This window comes from Pseudomonas sp. UMAB-08 (assembly GCF_900095225.1).
GTDB lineage: Bacteria > Pseudomonadota > Gammaproteobacteria > Pseudomonadales > Pseudomonadaceae > Aquipseudomonas.
Window position 1 is genome coordinate 18,326 of record NZ_LT607436.1, and the last position, 17,860, is coordinate 36,185.

Consider the following 17,860-nt stretch of genomic DNA (forward strand, 5'->3'; position numbering starts at 1 on the left):
GCTTAGCGGTCCACGTCGGCCATAACGAAATCGATACTACCCAGGTACGCAATCAAGTCCGCGACCATGCTGCCTTTGATCACCGAAGGGATCTGTTGCAGATGCGGGAAGCTTGGTGTGCGAATCCGGGTACGGTAGCTCATGGTGCCGCCGTCGCTCGTCAGGTAATAGCTGTTGATGCCCTTGGTCGCTTCGATCATCTGGAAGGATTCGTTGGCCGGCATGACCGGGCCCCACGAAACTTGCAGGAAGTGCGTGATCAGGGTTTCGATGTGCTGCAAGGTGCGTTCTTTCGGCGGCGGCGTGGTCAGCGGGTGATCCGCCTTGTACGGGCCTTCCGGCATGTTGCGCATGCACTGGTCGATGATACGGATACTCTGACGCATCTCTTCGACACGCACGATGCAGCGGTCATAGGCATCGCCATTGACGGCCAGCGGTATTTCGAACTCGAAATTCTCGTAGCCCGAGTAAGGGCGTGCCTTGCGCAGGTCGAAGTCCAGGCCGGTGGAACGCAAGCCAGCGCCAGTGACGCCCCATTCCAGCGCTTCCTTGGTGTTGTATGCCGCAACGCCGATGGTCCGGCCGCGCAGGATGCTGTTGTCCAAAGCGGCTTTCTGGTATTCGTCCAGGCGCTTGGGCAGCCATTCAACGAAGTCTTTGACCAGTTTTTCCCAGCCGCGTGGCAGGTCGTGAGCGACACCGCCAATGCGGTACCAGGCCGGGTGCAGGCGGAAGCCGGTGATGGCTTCGATCACGGTATAAGCGCGCTGGCGGTCGGTGAAGGTAAAGAACACCGGGGTCATTGCGCCCACGTCCTGGATGTAGGTACCCAGGAACAGCAGGTGGCTGGTGATACGGAAGAACTCGGCCATCATGATGCGGATGGTGTCGACTTTTTCCGGCACCTTGATACCGGCCAGCTTCTCGACCGCAAGGACGTACGGCAGGTTGTTCATCACGCCGCCGAGGTAGTCGATACGGTCGGTGTACGGAATGAAACTATGCCATGACTGACGCTCAGCCATTTTCTCGGCACCACGGTGGTGGTAGCCGACGTCCGGTACGCAGTCGACGATCTCTTCACCGTCGAGTTGCAGGATGATGCGGAATGCGCCGTGAGCCGAAGGGTGGTTCGGGCCGAGGTTGAGGAACATGTAGTCCTCGTTCGTGCTCGAGCGCTTCATGCCCCAGTCTTCAGGGCGGAAGCGTGCGGCTTCCTCTTCGAGCTGTTGTTTGGCCAGGGTCAGGCTGAACGGATCGAATTCGGTAGCGCGTGCCGGGAAGTCCTTGCGCAGCGGGTGACCTTCCCAGGTCGGCGGCATCATGATGCGGGTCAGGTGCGGGTGACCGGCAAAGTCGATGCCGAACATGTCCCACACTTCACGCTCATACCAGTTGGCGTTGGGCCAGATGCCGGTGATGGTCGGCAGGCTGAGGTCGCCCTCAGACAAGGCCACCTTGATCATTACGTCACTATTACGCTCGATCGACAGCAGGTGGTAGAACACGCTGAAGTCAGCACCCGGCAAGCCGCGGCGATGAGTGCGCAGGCGCTCGTCGACACCGTGCAGGTCATACAGCATGACGTAGGGTTTTGGCAGCTGGCGCAAGAAGGTCAGCACTTCGACCAGTTTGGCGCGCGCAACCCACAGCACCGGCATGCCGGTACGGGTTGACTGGACGGTGAACGTCTCAGGGCCAAAACGGGTATTCAATTCAACGACGACGTCTTGGTCGTCAGCCTTGTAAGGCGGGATGTACAGAGCGGTGCCTGCAGTCATGGTCTCGATCGCTTTCGGTCAACGTAAAGAATGAACCCAGAGTCTTGTCTCTTTTGTAAAAAGAAAGAGTGGGATCAGACTTCGTCGGGGCTGCGCAGGTTAGTAACCTGAATACGCTGTTCGCGGCGCTGTTCCTTTTGCGACGGCATCTCGGCGCGATAGACGCCTTGATCACCGACGACCCAGGAAAGGGGGCGACGCTCCTGGCCGATAGACTCCTGCAACAGCATCAATCCTTGCAGGAAAGCCTCGGGGCGTGGCGGGCAGCCAGGCACGTAGACATCCACGGGAAGGAACTTGTCGACCCCCTGGACCACTGAATAGATGTCGTACATGCCACCGGAGTTAGCACACGAACCCATGGAAATGACCCACTTGGGCTCGAGCATTTGCTCGTAGAGGCGCTGGATGATCGGCGCCATCTTGATGAAGCAGGTCCCGGCAATAACCATGAAATCCGCCTGGCGCGGTGATGCCCGGATAACCTCGGCGCCGAAGCGTGCGATGTCATGGGGCGCCGTGAAAGCGGTGGTCATTTCCACATAGCAGCACGACAAGCCGAAGTTGTACGGCCACAGGGAGTTTTTACGTCCCCAGTTGACCGCGCCGTTCAGCACGTCTTCAAGCTTGCCCATGTAGATGTTTTTGTGAACTTGATCTTCTAACGGATCGGAAACGGTTTCCCGTTCACCGATTGGATACTCCTCGTTAGGCGCATCCGGGTCGATCCTGGTGAGAGTGTATTGCATCGACAAAGCCTCATTGTTTTAGCTTCGCTTGCCGCTTACGACGACCTTCAGGAGCCCAATCGAGCGCCCCAACCCGCCATAGGTAGACAAGACCTGCCAACAGAATTGCTATGAAAACGAGTGCTTCGACGAATCCGGTCCAGCCGCTTTCGCGGACGGACACAGACCAGGCAAAGAGAAAGAGGGCTTCAATGTCGAAGATCACGAAAAGCATCGCGACCAGATAGAATTTTGCCGAAAGCCGCAGACGGGCGCCGCCCGTGGGCAGCATGCCGGATTCGAACGGTTCGTTTTTGCTGCGCCCCCAGGCTTTGCTGCCCAGGAGGCTGGATACACCGAGCATGAAGGCGCAGAGGCCGACAACACCCAAAAGGAAAATGGCGAAGCCCCAGTTATGGGCGATCAGACCTGTCGATTCGGGCATTCTGGTAATCCTTGGCAGAGAGCAAAGGTCTCTGGGCTTGATAAAGAAATAAAGCAGTGACGATATGTCGCATCGAAATCTATCCCGATGATTTTATGGGTAAACAGGTAGCAAGTAAATTTTCTACAGCGAAATTATTCTAATACTTTAGGACATCGAGACCTTAAAAGCAGGCGCAGGCCATACGCTGCGGGCATTAGCCGGAGTTTTGTTGAATGTGTTTTGTCGGAGTTGTAATGAAGGTCGACACGCATAAATGATAATGGATGTCATCTGTGGGGGTTTTTAAACTGTCGCTCGGGGTTAAAGCGGAGAAGTAGTCTTTATATGCCGTGTGTCGCAGTTTCGAGATTCGTTGTTTTACTCTTTTTTGCGGCGTTGAATACCGCTCTGGATCAATGTTTAAAGGCTCGCGTGATGTCTCATGCGAGTGTTGCACCTCCGGTGGAGGTCACGACCTGCTTTCACGATTGTGGCGGTGTCACGCTCGGCTGAGGCCGCCATAAAAGCTTCAGCAAAAAAAACGCCCCGAACCAGTCGGGGCGTTAGTCATGTGGCATTCCAGTTGCTCTTTAAACGGTCTGGAATGGCCGCTTGCTTAGGTGGCTAAGCGGTATCAGTGGAACTGTTCTTCTTCGGTCGAACCGGTCAGCGCGGTCACGGAGGACGCGCCACCCTGAATCACGGTGGTCACGTCGTCGAAGTAGCCAGTGCCGACTTCTTGCTGGTGAGCCACGAAGGTGTAACCCTTGGCGGCGTCAGCGAACTCTTGCTCTTGCAGTTTCACGTAGGCAGTCATGTCGTTACGGGCGTAGTCGTGCGCCAGATTGAACATGCTGTGCCACATGTTGTGGATGCCAGCCAGAGTAATGAACTGGTGCTTGTAGCCCATGGCCGACAGTTCGCGCTGGAACTTGGCGATGGTCGCGTCGTCCAGGTTTTTCTTCCAGTTGAAGGAAGGCGAGCAGTTGTAGGACAGCAGTTGGTCCGGGTATTCCTTTTTGATCGCTTCGGCAAAGCGACGTGCTTCGGCCAAATCCGGCTTGGCGGTTTCGCACCAGATCAGGTCGGCGTACGGCGCGTAGGCCAAGCCGCGGGAGATAGCCTGGTCCAGACCGGCGCGAACCTTGTAGAAGCCTTCTGGAGTACGTTCGCCGAGCACGAATTCCTTATCGTAAGGGTCGCAATCGGAGGTCAGCAGGTCAGCAGCGTTAGCGTCGGTACGGGCCAGGATGATGGTCGGTACGCCAGCAACGTCAGCAGCCAGACGGGCAGCGGTCAGCTTCTGTACGGCTTCCTGGGTTGGCACGAGAACCTTGCCGCCCATGTGGCCGCATTTCTTCACGGATGCCAGTTGGTCTTCGAAGTGAACGCCAGCAGCGCCCGCTTCGATCATGCTTTTCATCAGCTCGTAAGCGTTCAGTACGCCGCCGAAACCGGCTTCAGCGTCAGCAACGATCGGTGCGAAGTAGTCGATGTAGCCTTCGTCACCTGGGTTCTTGCCGGCTTTCCACTGGATCTGGTCAGCACGACGGAACGAGTTGTTGATGCGCTTGACCACGGTTGGAACCGAATCCACCGGGTACAGCGATTGGTCAGGGTACATCGATTCGGCGGAGTTGTTGTCCGCGGCTACTTGCCAGCCGGACAGGTAGATCGCCTGGATGCCTGCCTTGACTTGTTGCACGGCTTGGCCGCCAGTCAGGGCGCCCATGCAGTTGACGAAATCTTTGTCGGGACGGAAGGAAGGCTTGGCACCTTGGGTGACCAGATTCCATAGCTTTTCAGCGCCCAGCTTGGCGAGCGTGTGTTCAGGCTGAACCGAGCCACGCAGGCGGACAACGTCAGCGGCCGAGTAATTGCGGGTCACGTGTTTCCAGCGTGGATTTTCAGCCCAATCTTTTTCAAGAGCTGCAATTTGCTGTTCGCGTGTCAGTGCCATGGAGATAAACCTCGTCGCATAGGTTTCGGGTGGAAAATTCTTGCTCCGCCAAAACGTCCTGGTTTTCAGAAGGTACGTTGCTGGCTACTCACTTGTCAGAAACTTAAGCGGTCGAGCTGGGGTTTGGCAGGGCGCGACGGATGGTCGAGGGGCTCGAGAGGGGAAGAGTGCGAGGTTGAGGGCATGTCTGATGTTCGCAGTTTGGCTCGTGGATGCCTTGATGCGATCACGCAGAGGTATTGCCGATCTACCGTATTACGCTTCCGTCCCTCGGGACAACTTCGATCCAGTCGCAACCTCGTCAAACTGCCTTGTGGGCGGTCCAGACACGAATCGGCTCAGGTGTGTAAGTTAGAGCAGCGATTCGAAAGCTCTTTGCAGAGCCTCTGATAAGCGGGAGCGGGGCAATCATGCCTCGTGAATTTTGACCCGTCAAATGTTTTGTAGTGCTTTTTATATGGCACTACATCTTTGGTCTAATACGACCAGTCAGTCAGTTCAGGGCGCTTTGGTCTCGGTGTTCAGTCCAGAGCGTCAGTCCAGTGCCTCGACTTTCACGCGCAACGTCATATCGCTCCGGCCCTGCGTGGTGCGGCGCTGCACCAGTCCCTGTTGATCTGCCCGGGATTGCTCGCTGACGCTGGCAAGGGTAATCCACTCGCCCAGCCGACCGCTGACCTGGGTGTCGGTGCTTTGCACGTTTACAACATCAGGCTGTTCCTGATTCATGCGATCGTGATTGGTGCTGATGCTCAGGTGCACGGTCTCGCCCGTCAGGCTGGCGGTGACGTAGAAGCCTTGGGTGACATTGCGGTATTGGGTTTGGCTTTGCGCGTAGCCATAGGCGTCTGTCTGGGTCGTCGTCAGGGGGACCGACTGGCCTACCTGAATGAGCGCAGGCGTGCCTTCGCTGGCTTGAACCTGCTGCACACCTCCGTCACGGCTGTCAGTGCCGCTATGGATGATGCGGGTCTGGCTGCGGACGCTGACATCGCCGTTTTGCGTCTGCACGGTGCCATTGGTGGCGTAGCCCTGGTCGTTTTGCGCATTGCTGTCGCTGGTATCGACGCTGATCAGCAGGCGTCTGGGCGCCTTGTCCAGTTGCGAGAGCAGGCTGCGTAACGCCTGAATTTTTTCTGGCTCGGCATTGACGATCAGTTGGTTGTTGTAAGCGTTGACCGTGCCTTCATTGCCCAGAAAAGACCTGGCCACCGGCAGCAGGTCGTCACTGGTGCGATAGTTCAGGGGCACGACCTCGGTCGCGGCAATGGCGTTAAAGCTGCAGGCCACCAGCAGCGACGTGAACAGTGTGCGTAGGAACATGTCCGTTATCTCCGCAATTGAGGTGCGTAAAGACGTGAGTTTGACAGTTTATCGGCCCGGGTTGGGCCAGGTTGAATCGCAGGCAACAAAACGCCCCGACCTCTTCGACCTCAGCATAGTTAGCCTAGGGTGAAGCGGGCAGGGCGTCAGGGATGCATCTTCGCTAAGTCTGGCGATTACGCTGCGCTACGCACCATGTCGACGTGAGGGATCCCGGCTTCGAGAAACTCTCCGCTGACAATGACAAAGCCCAGGCGCTCATAGAAGCGTGTGGCCTGGACTTGTGCGCTGAGCATCTGTTGCTTCAGGCCGCGGCGCTCGGCTTCGCCAATCACTGCTTCCATCAGTGCATCACCGACTTTAAGGCCGCGCCAGTCTTTGAGCACCGATAGGCGCCCGATTTCACCGTCAGGCAGCAAGCGGGCAGTGCCAATGGGAAAGTCACCCTCAAATGCCAGGAAGTGCACTGCACTGGCGTCTTCGGCATCCCATTCCAGTTCAGGTGGTACGCATTGTTCGGCGATAAAAACGGCTTCCCGAATACGCCGAATGTCGGCGTTATCTTTCTGCCAATCGGCGACACGTACGGAGATCTTATTCATCGGCAAACCCCAGACTTCCTTGTTTGACCAGCTCGCAGAGCAGGTTGCGTCCATAATCATCGGCCAGCCATGGGCCGAGGTTTTCGCTGTGTAATGCGTCGGCAGCGCAGATCAGTTTGAGCAGTTCGCGCAGATTGCCCGGCAACAGTCGGCTTTGGCCGCTGGCAAACAACAGAAGGTCGTCGTCCACTTCAGACCAGGCGAGGCGCGCGCTCGGGTTACGGATCAGTATCGCCCCTTGTTCCAGGCTGAGGAACAGGTCCTCTTCTTCCAGTTCTGGGCCGACGACCAGCTCGGGATAGCGTGGCTCGGTCATGAATTGGCCGAACCAGGTCAACAGCAACCGCTCATCGCTCATGTGCTCGGCCAGCAAGCTTTTCAGGCGATCGAGGGCGTCACGCTGAATCTGGTGCGGATCGCTGACCGGCTGTACGTCGGCGTCGGTGTAGCGTTCTTCGTCCGGCAGGAACTGGCTGAGGAAGTCGGTGAAGTGCGTCAGCACCTCAGCTGCGCTTGGCGCTCGGAAGCCGACCGAATAGGTCATGCAGTCATCCACGGCAACGCCGCAATGGGCCAGGCGCGGCGGCAAATACAGCATGTCGCCGGGCTCCAGGGTCCACTCCTCAGTGGCTTCAAAGTCCGAGAGGATGCGCAGGTCTGCGTGCTTCAGCAGCGGGGTTTCGGAATCGCACATTTGGCCTATCTGCCAGTGGCGCTTGCCTTGGCCCTGCAGCAGAAACACATCGTAGTTATCGAAGTGCGGGCCAACGCTTCCGCCAGGTACGGCGAAGCTGATCATCACATCATCAACGCGCCAGCTGGACAGGAAACGGAAGTTTTCCAGCAGTTCACTGACTTCAGGTACGAACTGATCAACCGCTTGCACCAGCAGGGTCCAGTCGCGTTCTGGCAGCTTGCTGAACTCGTCTTCAGTAAACGGACCGCGGCGCAGTTCCCATGGGCGTTCGCCATTCTCGAGAACTATGCGGGATTCAACCTCTTCTTCCAGGGCGAGGCCAGCCAGTTCGTCGGCGTCGATCGGGCTCTGGAAATCCGGCAGCGCCTGACGGATCAGGAGCGGTTTTTTCTGCCAGTAGTCACGCAGGAATTCACGCGCGCTGATGCCGCCCAGAAGTTGAAGAGGAATATCAGGATTCATTTGTAAGCCCTTGAAATGAAAACGCCCGGCACAGCCGGGCGTGTGCAAAAGTTGCTGCAGGTCAGATGCGCTTGGCTTGAGCCGCGGCGTTGCCGATGTAATTGGCCGGGGTGAGCTTTTTCAGCTCAGCCTTGGCTTGCTCGGGCATTTCCAGACCGTCGATAAAAGTTTGCAGTGCTTGCGCGCTGATGCCCTTGCCCCGCGTCAGCTCTTTCAGCTTTTCGTACGGGTTTTCGATGTTGTAGCGACGCATGACCGTTTGAATCGGTTCGGCCAGCACTTCCCAGCAGGCATCCAGTTCAGCGGCGATTTTCTGCGCGTTGAGTTCCAGTTTGCTGATGCCTTTAAGGCTGGCTTCGTAAGCGATGATGCTATGGGCAAAGCCCACGCCCAGGTTGCGCAAAACGGTGGAGTCGGTCAGGTCGCGCTGCCAGCGGGAAATCGGCAACTTGCTGGCCAGGTGCTGGAACAGCGCGTTGGCGATACCCAGATTGCCTTCGGAGTTTTCGAAGTCGATCGGGTTGACCTTGTGCGGCATGGTCGATGAGCCGATTTCGCCAGCGATGGTGCGCTGCTTGAAATACCCCAGGGAGATATAGCCCCAGATGTCGCGGTCGAAGTCGATCAGGATGGTGTTGAAACGAGCGATCGCGTCAAACAGTTCGGCGATGTAGTCATGCGGTTCGATCTGCGTGGTGTAGGGGTTGAAGCCCAGACCCAGCTCGTCTTCGATGAACGCGCGTGCGTTCTCTTCCCAGTCGATGTCCGGGTAAGCCGAGATGTGTGCGTTGTAGTTGCCGACTGCGCCGTTGATCTTGCCCAGCAGCGGAACCGCTGCCACCTGAGCGATCTGGCGCTCCAGGCGATAGACCACGTTCGCCAGCTCTTTGCCCAGAGTGGTTGGGGACGCTGGCTGGCCGTGGGTGCGCGACAACATCGGTACGTCAGCGAAGCGTATGGCCAACTCGCGAATGGATTCGGCGATCTGACGCATCAACGGCAGCAACACCCCGTCGCGACCTTCGCGCAGCATCAGCGCGTGGGACAGGTTGTTGATGTCTTCACTGGTGCAGGCGAAGTGGATGAACTCACTGACATTGGCCAGCTCAGGCAGCTTGGCGGCCTGCTCCTTGAGCAGGTACTCAATGGCCTTGACGTCGTGATTGGTAGTGCGCTCGATCTCTTTAACGCGTTCGGCGTGGACGGTGGAGAAGTCCTCGGCCAGCGTATTGAGGATCGCGTTGGCTTCAGCCGAAAAGGCCGGAACTTCAGTGATTTGTGGGTGAGCAGCCAAGCGCTGGAGCCAGCGGACTTCAACCATGACGCGAAAGCGGATCAAGCCATATTCACTGAAAATCGGGCGCAGGGCCTTGGTTCTGCCGGCGTAGCGGCCGTCAACAGGGGAAACCGCAGTGAGCGAAGAAAGCTGCATGGGGTGATCTCGGACAGTCGGGCAACGAAAAGGGGCGCATATCATACATTAAATGCTGGTCAGTTCGATTCGGACTGACCAGCGTAGAGCGCGCAATAGTTAATAGTGTCGGTGTTCAAGGGGTAGTCGTACAGCGTTGCGAATCAGCCGCGCAACATCGGGTAAAGCTCTTTGAGTAGCTTGCGACGGCTAATGACCAATTGCCAGCGATGACCGCCCAGCTGTCGCCATAATCGCGCCGAGCGAATACCTGCCAGCAGGAGGGCGCGGATTTTCGACGCATTGTTGGGTTGTTGCAGATTGCGCATGTCGCCATGTACCTGAATTCGTTGGCGCATTGTGCTCAGAGTGTCCTGATAAAGCGCGCCGCTCGCGGCAATCACGTTGTCGTGAACCAGACCGAAATGCTCAACCTGGGACTTGATCTGCGGCAAGCGTTTGCCGATCACTTCAAGCAGGTCGTCACGCTTGGCCAGCTGCCGCTCAAGGCCCAGCATTGACAGGGCGTAACGCAGTGGCTCGCGTTGCAGGCTGGTCGGGTCCCTTTCCAGCGCGCTGACCAACGAGCGATAACCCTCGCGCAGGTTCAGGTCGTCGCCGCCGTAGACTTCCAGTGTGTCTTTGGGGTCCATGACCAACAGGCTGCCCAGCATGCAGCCGAGCGCTGCTTCGCTGACCTGGCCGGTCTTGGCAATCTTGTCGACCAGCACGGCCGCCTGGAATACACCGCCCAAGGCGACCAGTTGCTCTTGCATCGGAGTCATCAGTGCTTGTCCTTGCTGTGCCAAGGCTCGGCCACTTCGATGACGCCGCCGCCCAGGCAGATTTCGCCCTCGTAAAACACCACGGACTGGCCTGGTGTGACTGCGCGCTGGGGTTCTTCGAACGTGACACGGTAGCCGGTGGCTGTCTGTTCAAGCGTGCATTTCTGGTCGCTTTGGCGATAACGCACTTTCGCGGTCAGTTGACGTGGGGTGCTCAGGTCGATCGGGTTGACCCAATAGATTTCCGACGCAGTCAGTGCTTGCGAGAACAGCCACGGATGATCATTGCCCTGGCCGACGATCAGCTCGTTGTTTTCCAGGTCCTTGACCAGTACGTACCACGGGTCGTCGCTGGCGTCTTTCAAACCGCCGATGCCTAACCCCTGGCGCTGGCCGATGGTGTGATACATCAGGCCATGATGGTGGCCGATGACTTCGCCTTCGGTCGTCTTGATCTCGCCGGGTTGAGCGGGCAGGTATTGCTTGAGAAAGTCGCTGAAACGACGTTCGCCGATGAAGCAGATACCGGTGGAATCTTTTTTCTTCGCCGTGGCCAGTTCGTGTTTTTCCGCGATGGCGCGCACGGCAGGTTTTTCCAGTTCGCCGACCGGGAACAGGGTCTTGGCGATCTGTTCGCCGCCTACGGCATGCAGGAAGTAGCTCTGGTCCTTGTTCGGGTCCAGGCCTTTGAGTAGCTCGGTGCGGCCGTCGATGTCGCGACGACGAACGTAATGGCCTGTAGCAATCAGGTCTGCGCCAAGCATCATGGCGTAATCGAGAAATGCCTTGAACTTGATTTCACGGTTGCAAAGGATGTCCGGGTTGGGCGTGCGTCCGGCTTTGTATTCAGCCAGGAAATGCTCGAACACGTTGTCCCAGTACTCGGCGGCAAAGTTGGCGGTGTGAAGTTTGATGCCGATTTTGTCGCACACGGCCTGCGCATCGGCCAGGTCTTCGCGGGCGGTGCAATAGTCGGTTCCGTCGTCTTCCTCCCAGTTCTTCATGAACAGGCCTTCCACCTGATAGCCCTGCTCAATCAGCAGGAGGGCAGAAACGGAAGAATCCACGCCGCCGGACATACCGACAATGACGCGGGTCCTTTCTGGATCATGAGGAACTGGATCGTGGGGGGCTGGATCACGCATAGGAATTCAATGAGTGGCTTCAAAAAGGACGCAATTCTAGCAGGCCGTGATCAAGCAGTCTCACGCAGTAAGCCTAAACCGAAGCGTTCACCGGTCAAATAATCGTCGATGCAGCGCATCACCAGTTCGCTGCGCCAGCGGTCGCGCTGCTCCATAAGCGCTTCTCGGGTGAGCCAGCGTGGGCCAATGATGCCGTCGTCGAGCGTGTAATCAGGGCGCTGCTGCAATGGCTTGCCGGCGAAGCAGACGCGTTGGTAGGTCACACCGTTGCTGGGGGCGGTGTACAGGTAGATGCCGATCACGCCGGTCAGCTCCACATCCCAGCCTGTTTCTTCCAGTGTTTCGCGCAGAGCGGCCTGGATCAGACTTTCGTCGGCTTCCAAATGCCCGGCAGGCTGATTAAATACGGCTCGGCCCTCAGCGACTTCCTCGACCATCAGGAAACGGCCCTCGTCTTCAATGACGGTTGCCACGGTCACGTGCGGAATAAAACGCATGAAAGGTGGATCTCCTTTAATTAAGCGGCGTCGCTTGGCCGCGAGAGGAGCCATAATAACCGTTCGCCCTGTTTTTCAGCGAACCGACGTTTGGTTCCGGAGTGATGTCAGTTCACCCAAAGCAGCGATGTAGTCGCTTTGTAGTTTGGCTACATGCCTTGCATTCAGGGGGTTGTAGCGGGTGAGGGTGACATCGGACGATGGAAAAGTGCGTGACTTTCTGTAGAAAAGCTACAAGAATGATGCGCCTTTTCGCGACCCAAATATCCATCCGTTGCGCTATCCGCGCAGCAGATGTCAGACCACGAAAGAAACGGAGTCCAGCATGGGATACCAGAAGATTCAGGTTCCAGCAGTCGGCGACAAAATCACCGTCAACGCAGACCATTCTCTTAATGTGCCGAACAACCCGATCATCCCTTTCATTGAAGGTGATGGTATCGGCGTCGACATCAGCCCAGTCATGATGAAAGTTGTTGATGCTGCAGTTAAAAAGGCTTACGGCGGCGAGCGCAAAATCTCCTGGATGGAAGTCTACGCTGGCGAGAAGGCCACCCAAGTCTACGATCAGGATACCTGGCTGCCTCAGGAAACCCTGGACGCTGTTAAAGACTACGTCGTTTCCATCAAGGGCCCGCTGACCACTCCAGTCGGCGGCGGCATTCGTTCCCTGAACGTTGCCATGCGTCAGCAGTTGGACCTGTACGTCTGCCTGCGCCCAGTGCGTTGGTTCGAAGGCGTGCCTAGCCCGGTCAAGAAGCCAGGCGACGTCGACATGACTATCTTCCGTGAAAACTCCGAAGATATTTATGCTGGCATCGAGTGGAAAGCCGGTTCGCCGGAAGCGATCAAGGTCATCAAGTTCCTCAAAGAGGAAATGGGTGTTACCAAGATTCGCTTTGATCAAAACTGCGGTATCGGCATCAAGCCGGTTTCTCTGGAAGGCACCAAGCGTCTGGTACGCAAGGCTCTGCAGTACATCGTCGACAACGACCGTGACTCGCTGACCATTGTGCACAAAGGCAACATCATGAAGTTCACCGAAGGTGCCTTCAAAGAATGGGCCTACGAAGTGGCTGCTGAAGAATTCGGCGCTACCTTGCTTGACGGCGGTCCTTGGATGCAGTTCAAGAACCCTAAAACCGGCAAGAACGTTATTGTTAAAGACGCCATCGCCGACGCCATGCTTCAGCAGATCCTGCTGCGCCCGGCCGAATACGACGTGATCGCGACCCTGAACCTCAACGGTGACTACCTGTCCGACGCACTGGCTGCTGAAGTTGGCGGTATCGGTATCGCTCCTGGCGCTAACCTGTCCGACACCATTGCCATGTTCGAAGCTACCCACGGTACTGCACCGAAGTACGCTGGCAAAGATCAGGTGAACCCGGGTTCGCTGATTCTGTCTGCTGAAATGATGCTGCGCCACATGGGCTGGGTCGAAGCTGCTGACCTGATCATCAAAGGCACCAACGGCGCAATCTCGGCCAAGACAGTGACCTATGACTTCGAACGTCTGATGGACGGCGCTAAATTGCTGTCTTCTTCCGCGTTTGGCGATGCCCTGATCTCTCACATGTGAGCTGATCAGCGCTAAGCAAAACCGGCCAGTTCAATTAACTTGAACTGGCCGGTTTTTTTTCGGCTGGTTTTTGGTTTAGCGACCTGATTGCTGAAGAATCAGGCGGTTACATCCAGCGGTTTATGAGTCAGATTTGGAGTGTCAGCAGGGGCACAGGTTTGGGTCTCGCTCGCAGTTGCAATCTCTACAGCGTGCAAACCCTTCGGTCCCTGAATGATCTCAAAATTAACGGCTTGACCTGCTTTCAAGGTCTTGTAACCGTCCATTTTTATCGCCGAGTAATGGGCGAACAAATCTTCGCTCTGGCCGTCTTCAATAATGAATCCATAGCCTTTTGCGTTATTGAACCACTTAACCTTACCGCGCTTGGGGTTACTGCTTGCCATGCTCACATCCCTCTGCAAAGGACTCCGTCTGGAGTATGATCCACCTCATCCGCCGGACCGAAAAAAATTTGGTTGACTGCACGGACCCTTTTTACCCAATGTGGGTTCTATTCTTTGTAACACCGTTTTGCCGATAGTCAAGGTCATGCGGCGGTCCACTTGAAAACCGGTCAGACTGCGACTAATTACTGAACCCGCCCACCTACGAACCTTTCTTTCCATGCATGCATTCAGCCAGATTCGACTAACATTCAATCAGGACCGTCCGACACACGAGGATGGTGCTGCTGGAGTGGTGCTACAGGAGGCCAAGCCAGCACTGCAGGCGCCACCGATGTACAAGGTGGTTATATTTAATGATGATTACACACCGATGGATTTCGTCGTCGAAGTGCTCGAGGTGTTTTTTAACCTGAATCGCGAGCTGGCGACCAAGGTCATGCTGGCCGTCCATACAGAGGGACGGGCAGTATGTGGATTGTTTACCCGCGATATCGCCGAGACCAAGGCAATGCAGGTCAACCAATACGCCAGGGAAAGCCAGCATCCGCTACTCTGTGAGATCGAGAAGGACGGTTAACGCCGACCACTTGGGTATGAGGTGAAGCTATGTTAAACCGTGAGCTCGAAGTCACCCTCAATCTTGCCTTCAAGGAGGCACGTTCCAAGCGTCATGAATTCATGACGGTTGAACACCTCTTGCTGGCTCTTTTGGATAATGAGGCTGCCGCGACCGTCTTGCGCGCTTGTGGCGCAAACCTCGACAAACTCAAGCATGATCTGCAGGAGTTCATCGACTCCACGACACCGTTGATTCCTGTCCATGACGAGGATCGCGAAACCCAGCCAACCCTGGGCTTTCAGCGGGTACTACAACGTGCTGTCTTCCACGTCCAAAGCTCGGGCAAGCGTGAAGTCACTGGCGCTAACGTGCTGGTTGCCATTTTCAGCGAGCAGGAAAGCCAGGCAGTGTTTCTGCTTAAACAGCAGAGCGTTGCACGGATCGATGTCGTCAATTACATCGCTCATGGTATTTCCAAAGTGCCAGGGCATGGCGATCACTCAGAAGGTGAGCAAGATATGCAGGATGACGAGGGCGGCGAGTCTTCTTCTTCAGGCAATCCTCTGGATGCCTACGCCAGCAACCTGAATGAGTTGGCGCGTCAGGGTCGCATTGATCCATTGGTCGGACGCGAGATGGAAGTCGAGCGTGTGGCGCAGATTCTGGCGCGCCGTCGCAAAAACAACCCGCTGCTTGTCGGTGAGGCCGGGGTGGGTAAAACCGCCATCGCCGAAGGTCTGGCTAAACGCATCGTCGACAATCAAGTGCCTGACCTGCTCGCCAATAGTGTGGTGTATTCCCTCGACCTGGGTGCCCTCCTTGCTGGGACCAAATACCGCGGTGACTTCGAGAAGCGCTTCAAGGCGTTGCTCAACGAGCTGAAAAAGCGTCCGCAGGCGATTTTGTTCATTGACGAAATCCATACCATCATCGGCGCAGGCGCTGCTTCTGGTGGCGTGATGGATGCATCGAATCTGCTCAAGCCGCTGCTGTCTTCGGGGGATATCCGCTGCATCGGCTCGACAACGTTCCAGGAATTTCGCGGGATCTTCGAAAAAGATCGAGCATTGGCGCGGCGTTTCCAGAAGGTTGATGTGTCCGAGCCGTCGGTGGAAGATACCATTGGCATCCTGAGAGGCCTCAAGGGGCGTTTCGAGCAACATCATGGTATCGAGTATAGCGACGAGGCATTGCGCGCCGCTGCCGAGCTTGCATCGCGCTACATCAATGATCGGCACATGCCGGACAAGGCCATCGACGTTATTGACGAAGCCGGGGCTTATCAGCGCCTGCAGCCCATCGAGAAACGCGTGAAGCGTATCGAGGTGGCTCAGGTTGAAGATATCGTTGCCAAGATTGCGCGTATTCCGCCCAAGCATGTCAACAGCTCCGACAAGGAACTGCTGCGTAATCTCGAGCGCGACCTCAAAATGACCGTGTTTGGTCAGGATGCAGCGATTGATTCGCTGTCGACCGCGATCAAGTTGTCGCGGGCGGGTCTGAAATCGCCGGATAAGCCGGTCGGTTCGTTCCTGTTTGCCGGTCCTACGGGTGTCGGCAAGACCGAAGCGGCTCGACAGTTGGCCAAGGCCTTGGGCATTGAGCTTGTGCGCTTCGATATGTCCGAGTACATGGAGCGTCATACCGTTTCGCGCTTGATCGGTGCACCGCCAGGTTATGTTGGCTTCGATCAGGGTGGTTTGCTGACCGAAGCGATTACCAAGCAGCCGCACTGCGTACTGCTGCTCGATGAGATCGAGAAGGCGCATCCGGAAGTCTTCAACCTGCTGCTGCAGGTCATGGACCACGGTACGCTGACCGATAACAACGGGCGCAAGGCGGACTTCCGTAATGTGATCGTGATCATGACCACCAACGCTGGCGCGGAAACTGCTGCGCGTGCCTCGATCGGCTTCACGCATCAGGATCACTCTTCCGATGCAATGGAAGTGATCAAGAAAAGCTTCACGCCGGAATTCCGTAACCGTCTGGACACCATTATCCAGTTTGGTCGCCTCAATCATGAGGTCATCAAAAGTGTGGTGGACAAGTTCCTTACCGAACTGCAGGCGCAGCTGGAAGACAAGCGTGTGCTGCTTGAAGTGACGGATGCCGCCAGAACCTGGCTGGCTGAAAGTGGCTACGATGCACAGATGGGTGCGAGACCCATGGCTCGTTTGATCCAGGACAAGATCAAGCGTCCGCTGGCTGAAGAGATTCTCTTTGGTGAGTTGGCCGAGCACGGTGGTGTGGTGCATATCGACGTCAAGGATGGAGAAATGACCTTCGACTTCGAGACAACGGCAGAAATGGCTTAAGCCAAAACCAAAAAAAGCCCTGCTTCTCACCTTTGATCGGGTGGGGGCGGGGCTTTTTTATGGGCGAAATCTGTGTTGCGCAACAGTGCGAGTCAAATCCCGCCCACACAAAAACGCCCGGCACAGGCCGGGCGTTTTTGTTAAGACCTGTTAGCGGGCGCGGTACGTGATGCGCCCTTTGCTCAAGTCGTAAGGCGTCATTTCGACGCGCACTTTGTCACCGGTAAGAATACGGATGTAGTTCTTGCGCATTTTGCCGGAGATATGCGCGGTGACGATGTGCCCATTTTCCAACTCCACACGGAACATGGTGTTGGGCAGGGTGTCGACGACAGTACCTTCCATTTCCAAGCTGTCTTCTTTCGACATGCAGTAAAAGCCCTCGGTAACCAAAGAATGGCCCGGTGCAACTGCGCCAGGCAAAAGCGGCGTGCATTGTGCCCGAAAAGTAGGGGTTAAGCCAAGTGCTTCAATAAAGAGTGACCCATCTCTGGTTTGTAAGCAGCTCAATCGGGCGATATTGGGTTTTGTAATTCATTTTTTTGCAGTTCTTTATCCAATAGCCCAGGTAGACCGCATGGAGCTGCAATCTGGCCGCCTCGGCGATCTGCCAGAGAATCGCGTAGCGGCCCAGACTGCGGCGCTCTTCGCCGGGTTCATAGAACGTATAAACCGCCGAAAGACCGGTGGGTAAAAGGTCAGTAACGGCGACTGCCAAGAGGCGTTCGCCGAGGCGAAATTCGTAGAATGTCGAGAAAGGCAGGTCGCGTACCAGAAATGTTGAAAACTGGTCACGACTAGGGGGGTACATGTCGCCATCAGCATGCCGCTGCTCGATATAGCGCTGATACAGGTCGAAGTACTCTTCGCTGAATCGTGGCTGAGTCGGGGTCACCTGCAGATCGGCATTGCGTTTGAAAATGCGCTTTTGCTGACGATCTGGAACAAACAGTCCCACAGGGATGCGAGCAGGAACGCACGCGCTGCAATTCTGGCAGTGGGGCCGATAAAGATGGTCCCCGCTACGGCGAAAGCCCATGTCGGAAAGATCGGCGTACACCTGAACATCCATCGGCTGGCTAGGGTCCAGAAACAGCGTCGTCGCTTGTTCCTCAGGCAAATAGCTGCAGGAATGGGGTTGAGTGGCATAAAACTTAAGCCGCGCCAGCTCTGTCATGATCAACCCTCGGA

Annotated in this window: 17 protein-coding genes; 3 read left to right on the forward strand and 14 right to left on the reverse strand. The window is 56.4% G+C overall.

Annotated elements, in window-relative coordinates; genetic code table 11:
• Positions 1-2: 2 nt before the first annotated feature.
• From nuoC to K0F75_RS23815, 11 genes are all read right to left on the reverse strand, one after another.
• Positions 3-1,784: an NADH-quinone oxidoreductase subunit C/D gene (gene nuoC, locus K0F75_RS23765; RefSeq protein ID WP_219064412.1), complete on the reverse strand. Its 1,782-nt coding sequence runs from the start codon at positions 1,782-1,784 to the stop codon at positions 3-5.
• Positions 1,785-1,858: 74 nt separating this feature from the next.
• Positions 1,859-2,533 carry an NADH-quinone oxidoreductase subunit B family protein gene (locus tag K0F75_RS23770; protein WP_219064413.1) on the reverse strand — a complete coding sequence of 225 codons (675 nt, stop codon included), beginning with the start codon at positions 2,531-2,533 and terminating at the stop codon, positions 1,859-1,861.
• 10 nt (positions 2,534-2,543) lie between these two features.
• On the reverse strand, positions 2,544-2,957 hold the full coding sequence (locus K0F75_RS23775; RefSeq protein ID WP_219064414.1) for an NADH-quinone oxidoreductase subunit A: 414 nt from the start codon (positions 2,955-2,957) through the stop codon (positions 2,544-2,546).
• A 616-nt stretch (positions 2,958-3,573) separates the two neighbouring features.
• Positions 3,574-4,899 carry an isocitrate lyase gene (gene aceA, locus K0F75_RS23780; RefSeq protein WP_219064415.1) on the reverse strand — a complete coding sequence of 442 codons (1,326 nt, stop codon included), beginning with the start codon at positions 4,897-4,899 and terminating at the stop codon, positions 3,574-3,576.
• 534 nt (positions 4,900-5,433) lie between these two features.
• A complete protein-coding gene (locus K0F75_RS23785; protein WP_219064416.1) occupies positions 5,434-6,222 on the reverse strand; it encodes a secretin N-terminal domain-containing protein in 789 nt (262 codons plus the stop codon).
• 176 nt (positions 6,223-6,398) lie between these two features.
• Positions 6,399-6,824, reverse strand: a complete 426-nt coding sequence (locus K0F75_RS23790) for a GNAT family N-acetyltransferase (protein ID WP_219064417.1) — start codon at positions 6,822-6,824, stop codon at positions 6,399-6,401.
• The gene (locus K0F75_RS23795; protein WP_219064418.1) at positions 6,817-7,983 is read right to left on the reverse strand and encodes a cupin domain-containing protein; all 1,167 of its coding nucleotides are present in this window, start codon (positions 7,981-7,983) and stop codon (positions 6,817-6,819) included. Before K0F75_RS23795 ends, K0F75_RS23790 begins: the two co-directional genes overlap by 8 nt.
• Positions 7,984-8,044: 61 nt before the next feature.
• Positions 8,045-9,415: an adenylosuccinate lyase gene (purB, locus tag K0F75_RS23800; RefSeq protein ID WP_219064419.1), complete on the reverse strand. Its 1,371-nt coding sequence runs from the start codon at positions 9,413-9,415 to the stop codon at positions 8,045-8,047.
• 143 nt (positions 9,416-9,558) lie between these two features.
• The gene (gene hflD / locus K0F75_RS23805) at positions 9,559-10,179 is read right to left on the reverse strand and encodes a high frequency lysogenization protein HflD (protein ID WP_219064420.1); all 621 of its coding nucleotides are present in this window, start codon (positions 10,177-10,179) and stop codon (positions 9,559-9,561) included.
• Positions 10,179-11,324: a tRNA 2-thiouridine(34) synthase MnmA gene (gene mnmA, locus K0F75_RS23810; RefSeq protein ID WP_219064421.1), complete on the reverse strand. Its 1,146-nt coding sequence runs from the start codon at positions 11,322-11,324 to the stop codon at positions 10,179-10,181. The genes hflD and mnmA overlap by 1 nt, the downstream gene beginning before the upstream one ends.
• A 50-nt stretch (positions 11,325-11,374) precedes the next feature.
• Positions 11,375-11,821 carry an NUDIX hydrolase gene (locus K0F75_RS23815; protein ID WP_219064422.1) on the reverse strand — a complete coding sequence of 149 codons (447 nt, stop codon included), beginning with the start codon at positions 11,819-11,821 and terminating at the stop codon, positions 11,375-11,377.
• A gap of 325 nt (positions 11,822-12,146) precedes the next feature.
• Between K0F75_RS23815 and icd the strand changes: the two genes are divergently transcribed.
• Positions 12,147-13,403 (forward strand): NADP-dependent isocitrate dehydrogenase, encoded by a 1,257-nt coding sequence (gene icd / locus K0F75_RS23820; RefSeq protein ID WP_219064423.1) that lies wholly within the window; start codon positions 12,147-12,149, stop codon positions 13,401-13,403.
• Between the two features lie 98 nt (positions 13,404-13,501).
• On the opposite strand, the gene cspD is transcribed toward icd, so the two are convergent.
• Positions 13,502-13,789 carry a cold shock domain-containing protein CspD gene (cspD, locus tag K0F75_RS23825; RefSeq protein ID WP_219064424.1) on the reverse strand — a complete coding sequence of 96 codons (288 nt, stop codon included), beginning with the start codon at positions 13,787-13,789 and terminating at the stop codon, positions 13,502-13,504.
• A gap of 220 nt (positions 13,790-14,009) precedes the next feature.
• On the opposite strand from cspD, the gene clpS reads away from it, so the two are divergent.
• The gene (clpS, locus tag K0F75_RS23830; RefSeq protein ID WP_219064425.1) at positions 14,010-14,369 is read left to right on the forward strand and encodes an ATP-dependent Clp protease adapter ClpS; all 360 of its coding nucleotides are present in this window, start codon (positions 14,010-14,012) and stop codon (positions 14,367-14,369) included.
• Between the two features lie 29 nt (positions 14,370-14,398).
• Positions 14,399-16,669: an ATP-dependent Clp protease ATP-binding subunit ClpA gene (gene clpA, locus K0F75_RS23835; protein ID WP_219064426.1), complete on the forward strand. Its 2,271-nt coding sequence runs from the start codon at positions 14,399-14,401 to the stop codon at positions 16,667-16,669.
• A gap of 150 nt (positions 16,670-16,819) precedes the next feature.
• Here clpA and infA read toward each other — a convergent pair whose 3' ends face one another.
• Both infA and K0F75_RS23845 read right to left on the reverse strand, forming a co-directional pair.
• Entirely contained in the window at positions 16,820-17,038 is a 219-nt protein-coding gene (gene infA, locus K0F75_RS23840; protein WP_219064427.1) for a translation initiation factor IF-1, read from the reverse strand.
• Positions 17,039-17,138: 100 nt separating this feature from the next.
• Positions 17,139-17,846 carry an arginyltransferase gene (locus K0F75_RS23845; protein ID WP_219064428.1) on the reverse strand — a complete coding sequence of 236 codons (708 nt, stop codon included), beginning with the start codon at positions 17,844-17,846 and terminating at the stop codon, positions 17,139-17,141.
• Between the last annotated feature and the right edge of the window lie 14 nt (positions 17,847-17,860).

Excerpts from the sequence above, each read along its gene's own strand:
- nuoC (WP_219064412.1), bottom strand. The coding sequence starts at position 1,784 with ATGACTGCAGGCACCGCTCTGTACATCCCGCCTTACAAGGCTGACGAC.
- K0F75_RS23770 (WP_219064413.1), bottom strand. The coding sequence starts at position 2,533 with ATGCAATACACTCTCACCAGGATCGACCCGGATGCGCCTAACGAGGAG.
- K0F75_RS23775 (WP_219064414.1), bottom strand. The coding sequence starts at position 2,957 with ATGCCCGAATCGACAGGTCTGATCGCCCATAACTGGGGCTTCGCCATT.
- aceA (WP_219064415.1), bottom strand. The coding sequence starts at position 4,899 with ATGGCACTGACACGCGAACAGCAAATTGCAGCTCTTGAAAAAGATTGG.
- K0F75_RS23785 (WP_219064416.1), bottom strand. The coding sequence starts at position 6,222 with ATGTTCCTACGCACACTGTTCACGTCGCTGCTGGTGGCCTGCAGCTTT.
- K0F75_RS23790 (WP_219064417.1), bottom strand. The coding sequence starts at position 6,824 with ATGAATAAGATCTCCGTACGTGTCGCCGATTGGCAGAAAGATAACGCC.
- K0F75_RS23795 (WP_219064418.1), bottom strand. The coding sequence starts at position 7,983 with ATGAATCCTGATATTCCTCTTCAACTTCTGGGCGGCATCAGCGCGCGT.
- purB (WP_219064419.1), bottom strand. The coding sequence starts at position 9,415 with ATGCAGCTTTCTTCGCTCACTGCGGTTTCCCCTGTTGACGGCCGCTAC.
- hflD (WP_219064420.1), bottom strand. The coding sequence starts at position 10,179 with ATGACTCCGATGCAAGAGCAACTGGTCGCCTTGGGCGGTGTATTCCAG.
- mnmA (WP_219064421.1), bottom strand. The coding sequence starts at position 11,324 with ATGCGTGATCCAGCCCCCCACGATCCAGTTCCTCATGATCCAGAAAGG.
- K0F75_RS23815 (WP_219064422.1), bottom strand. The coding sequence starts at position 11,821 with ATGCGTTTTATTCCGCACGTGACCGTGGCAACCGTCATTGAAGACGAG.
- icd (WP_219064423.1), top strand. The coding sequence starts at position 12,147 with ATGGGATACCAGAAGATTCAGGTTCCAGCAGTCGGCGACAAAATCACC.
- cspD (WP_219064424.1), bottom strand. The coding sequence starts at position 13,789 with ATGGCAAGCAGTAACCCCAAGCGCGGTAAGGTTAAGTGGTTCAATAAC.
- clpS (WP_219064425.1), top strand. The coding sequence starts at position 14,010 with ATGCATGCATTCAGCCAGATTCGACTAACATTCAATCAGGACCGTCCG.
- clpA (WP_219064426.1), top strand. The coding sequence starts at position 14,399 with ATGTTAAACCGTGAGCTCGAAGTCACCCTCAATCTTGCCTTCAAGGAG.
- infA (WP_219064427.1), bottom strand. The coding sequence starts at position 17,038 with ATGTCGAAAGAAGACAGCTTGGAAATGGAAGGTACTGTCGTCGACACC.
- K0F75_RS23845 (WP_219064428.1), bottom strand. The coding sequence starts at position 17,846 with ATGACAGAGCTGGCGCGGCTTAAGTTTTATGCCACTCAACCCCATTCC.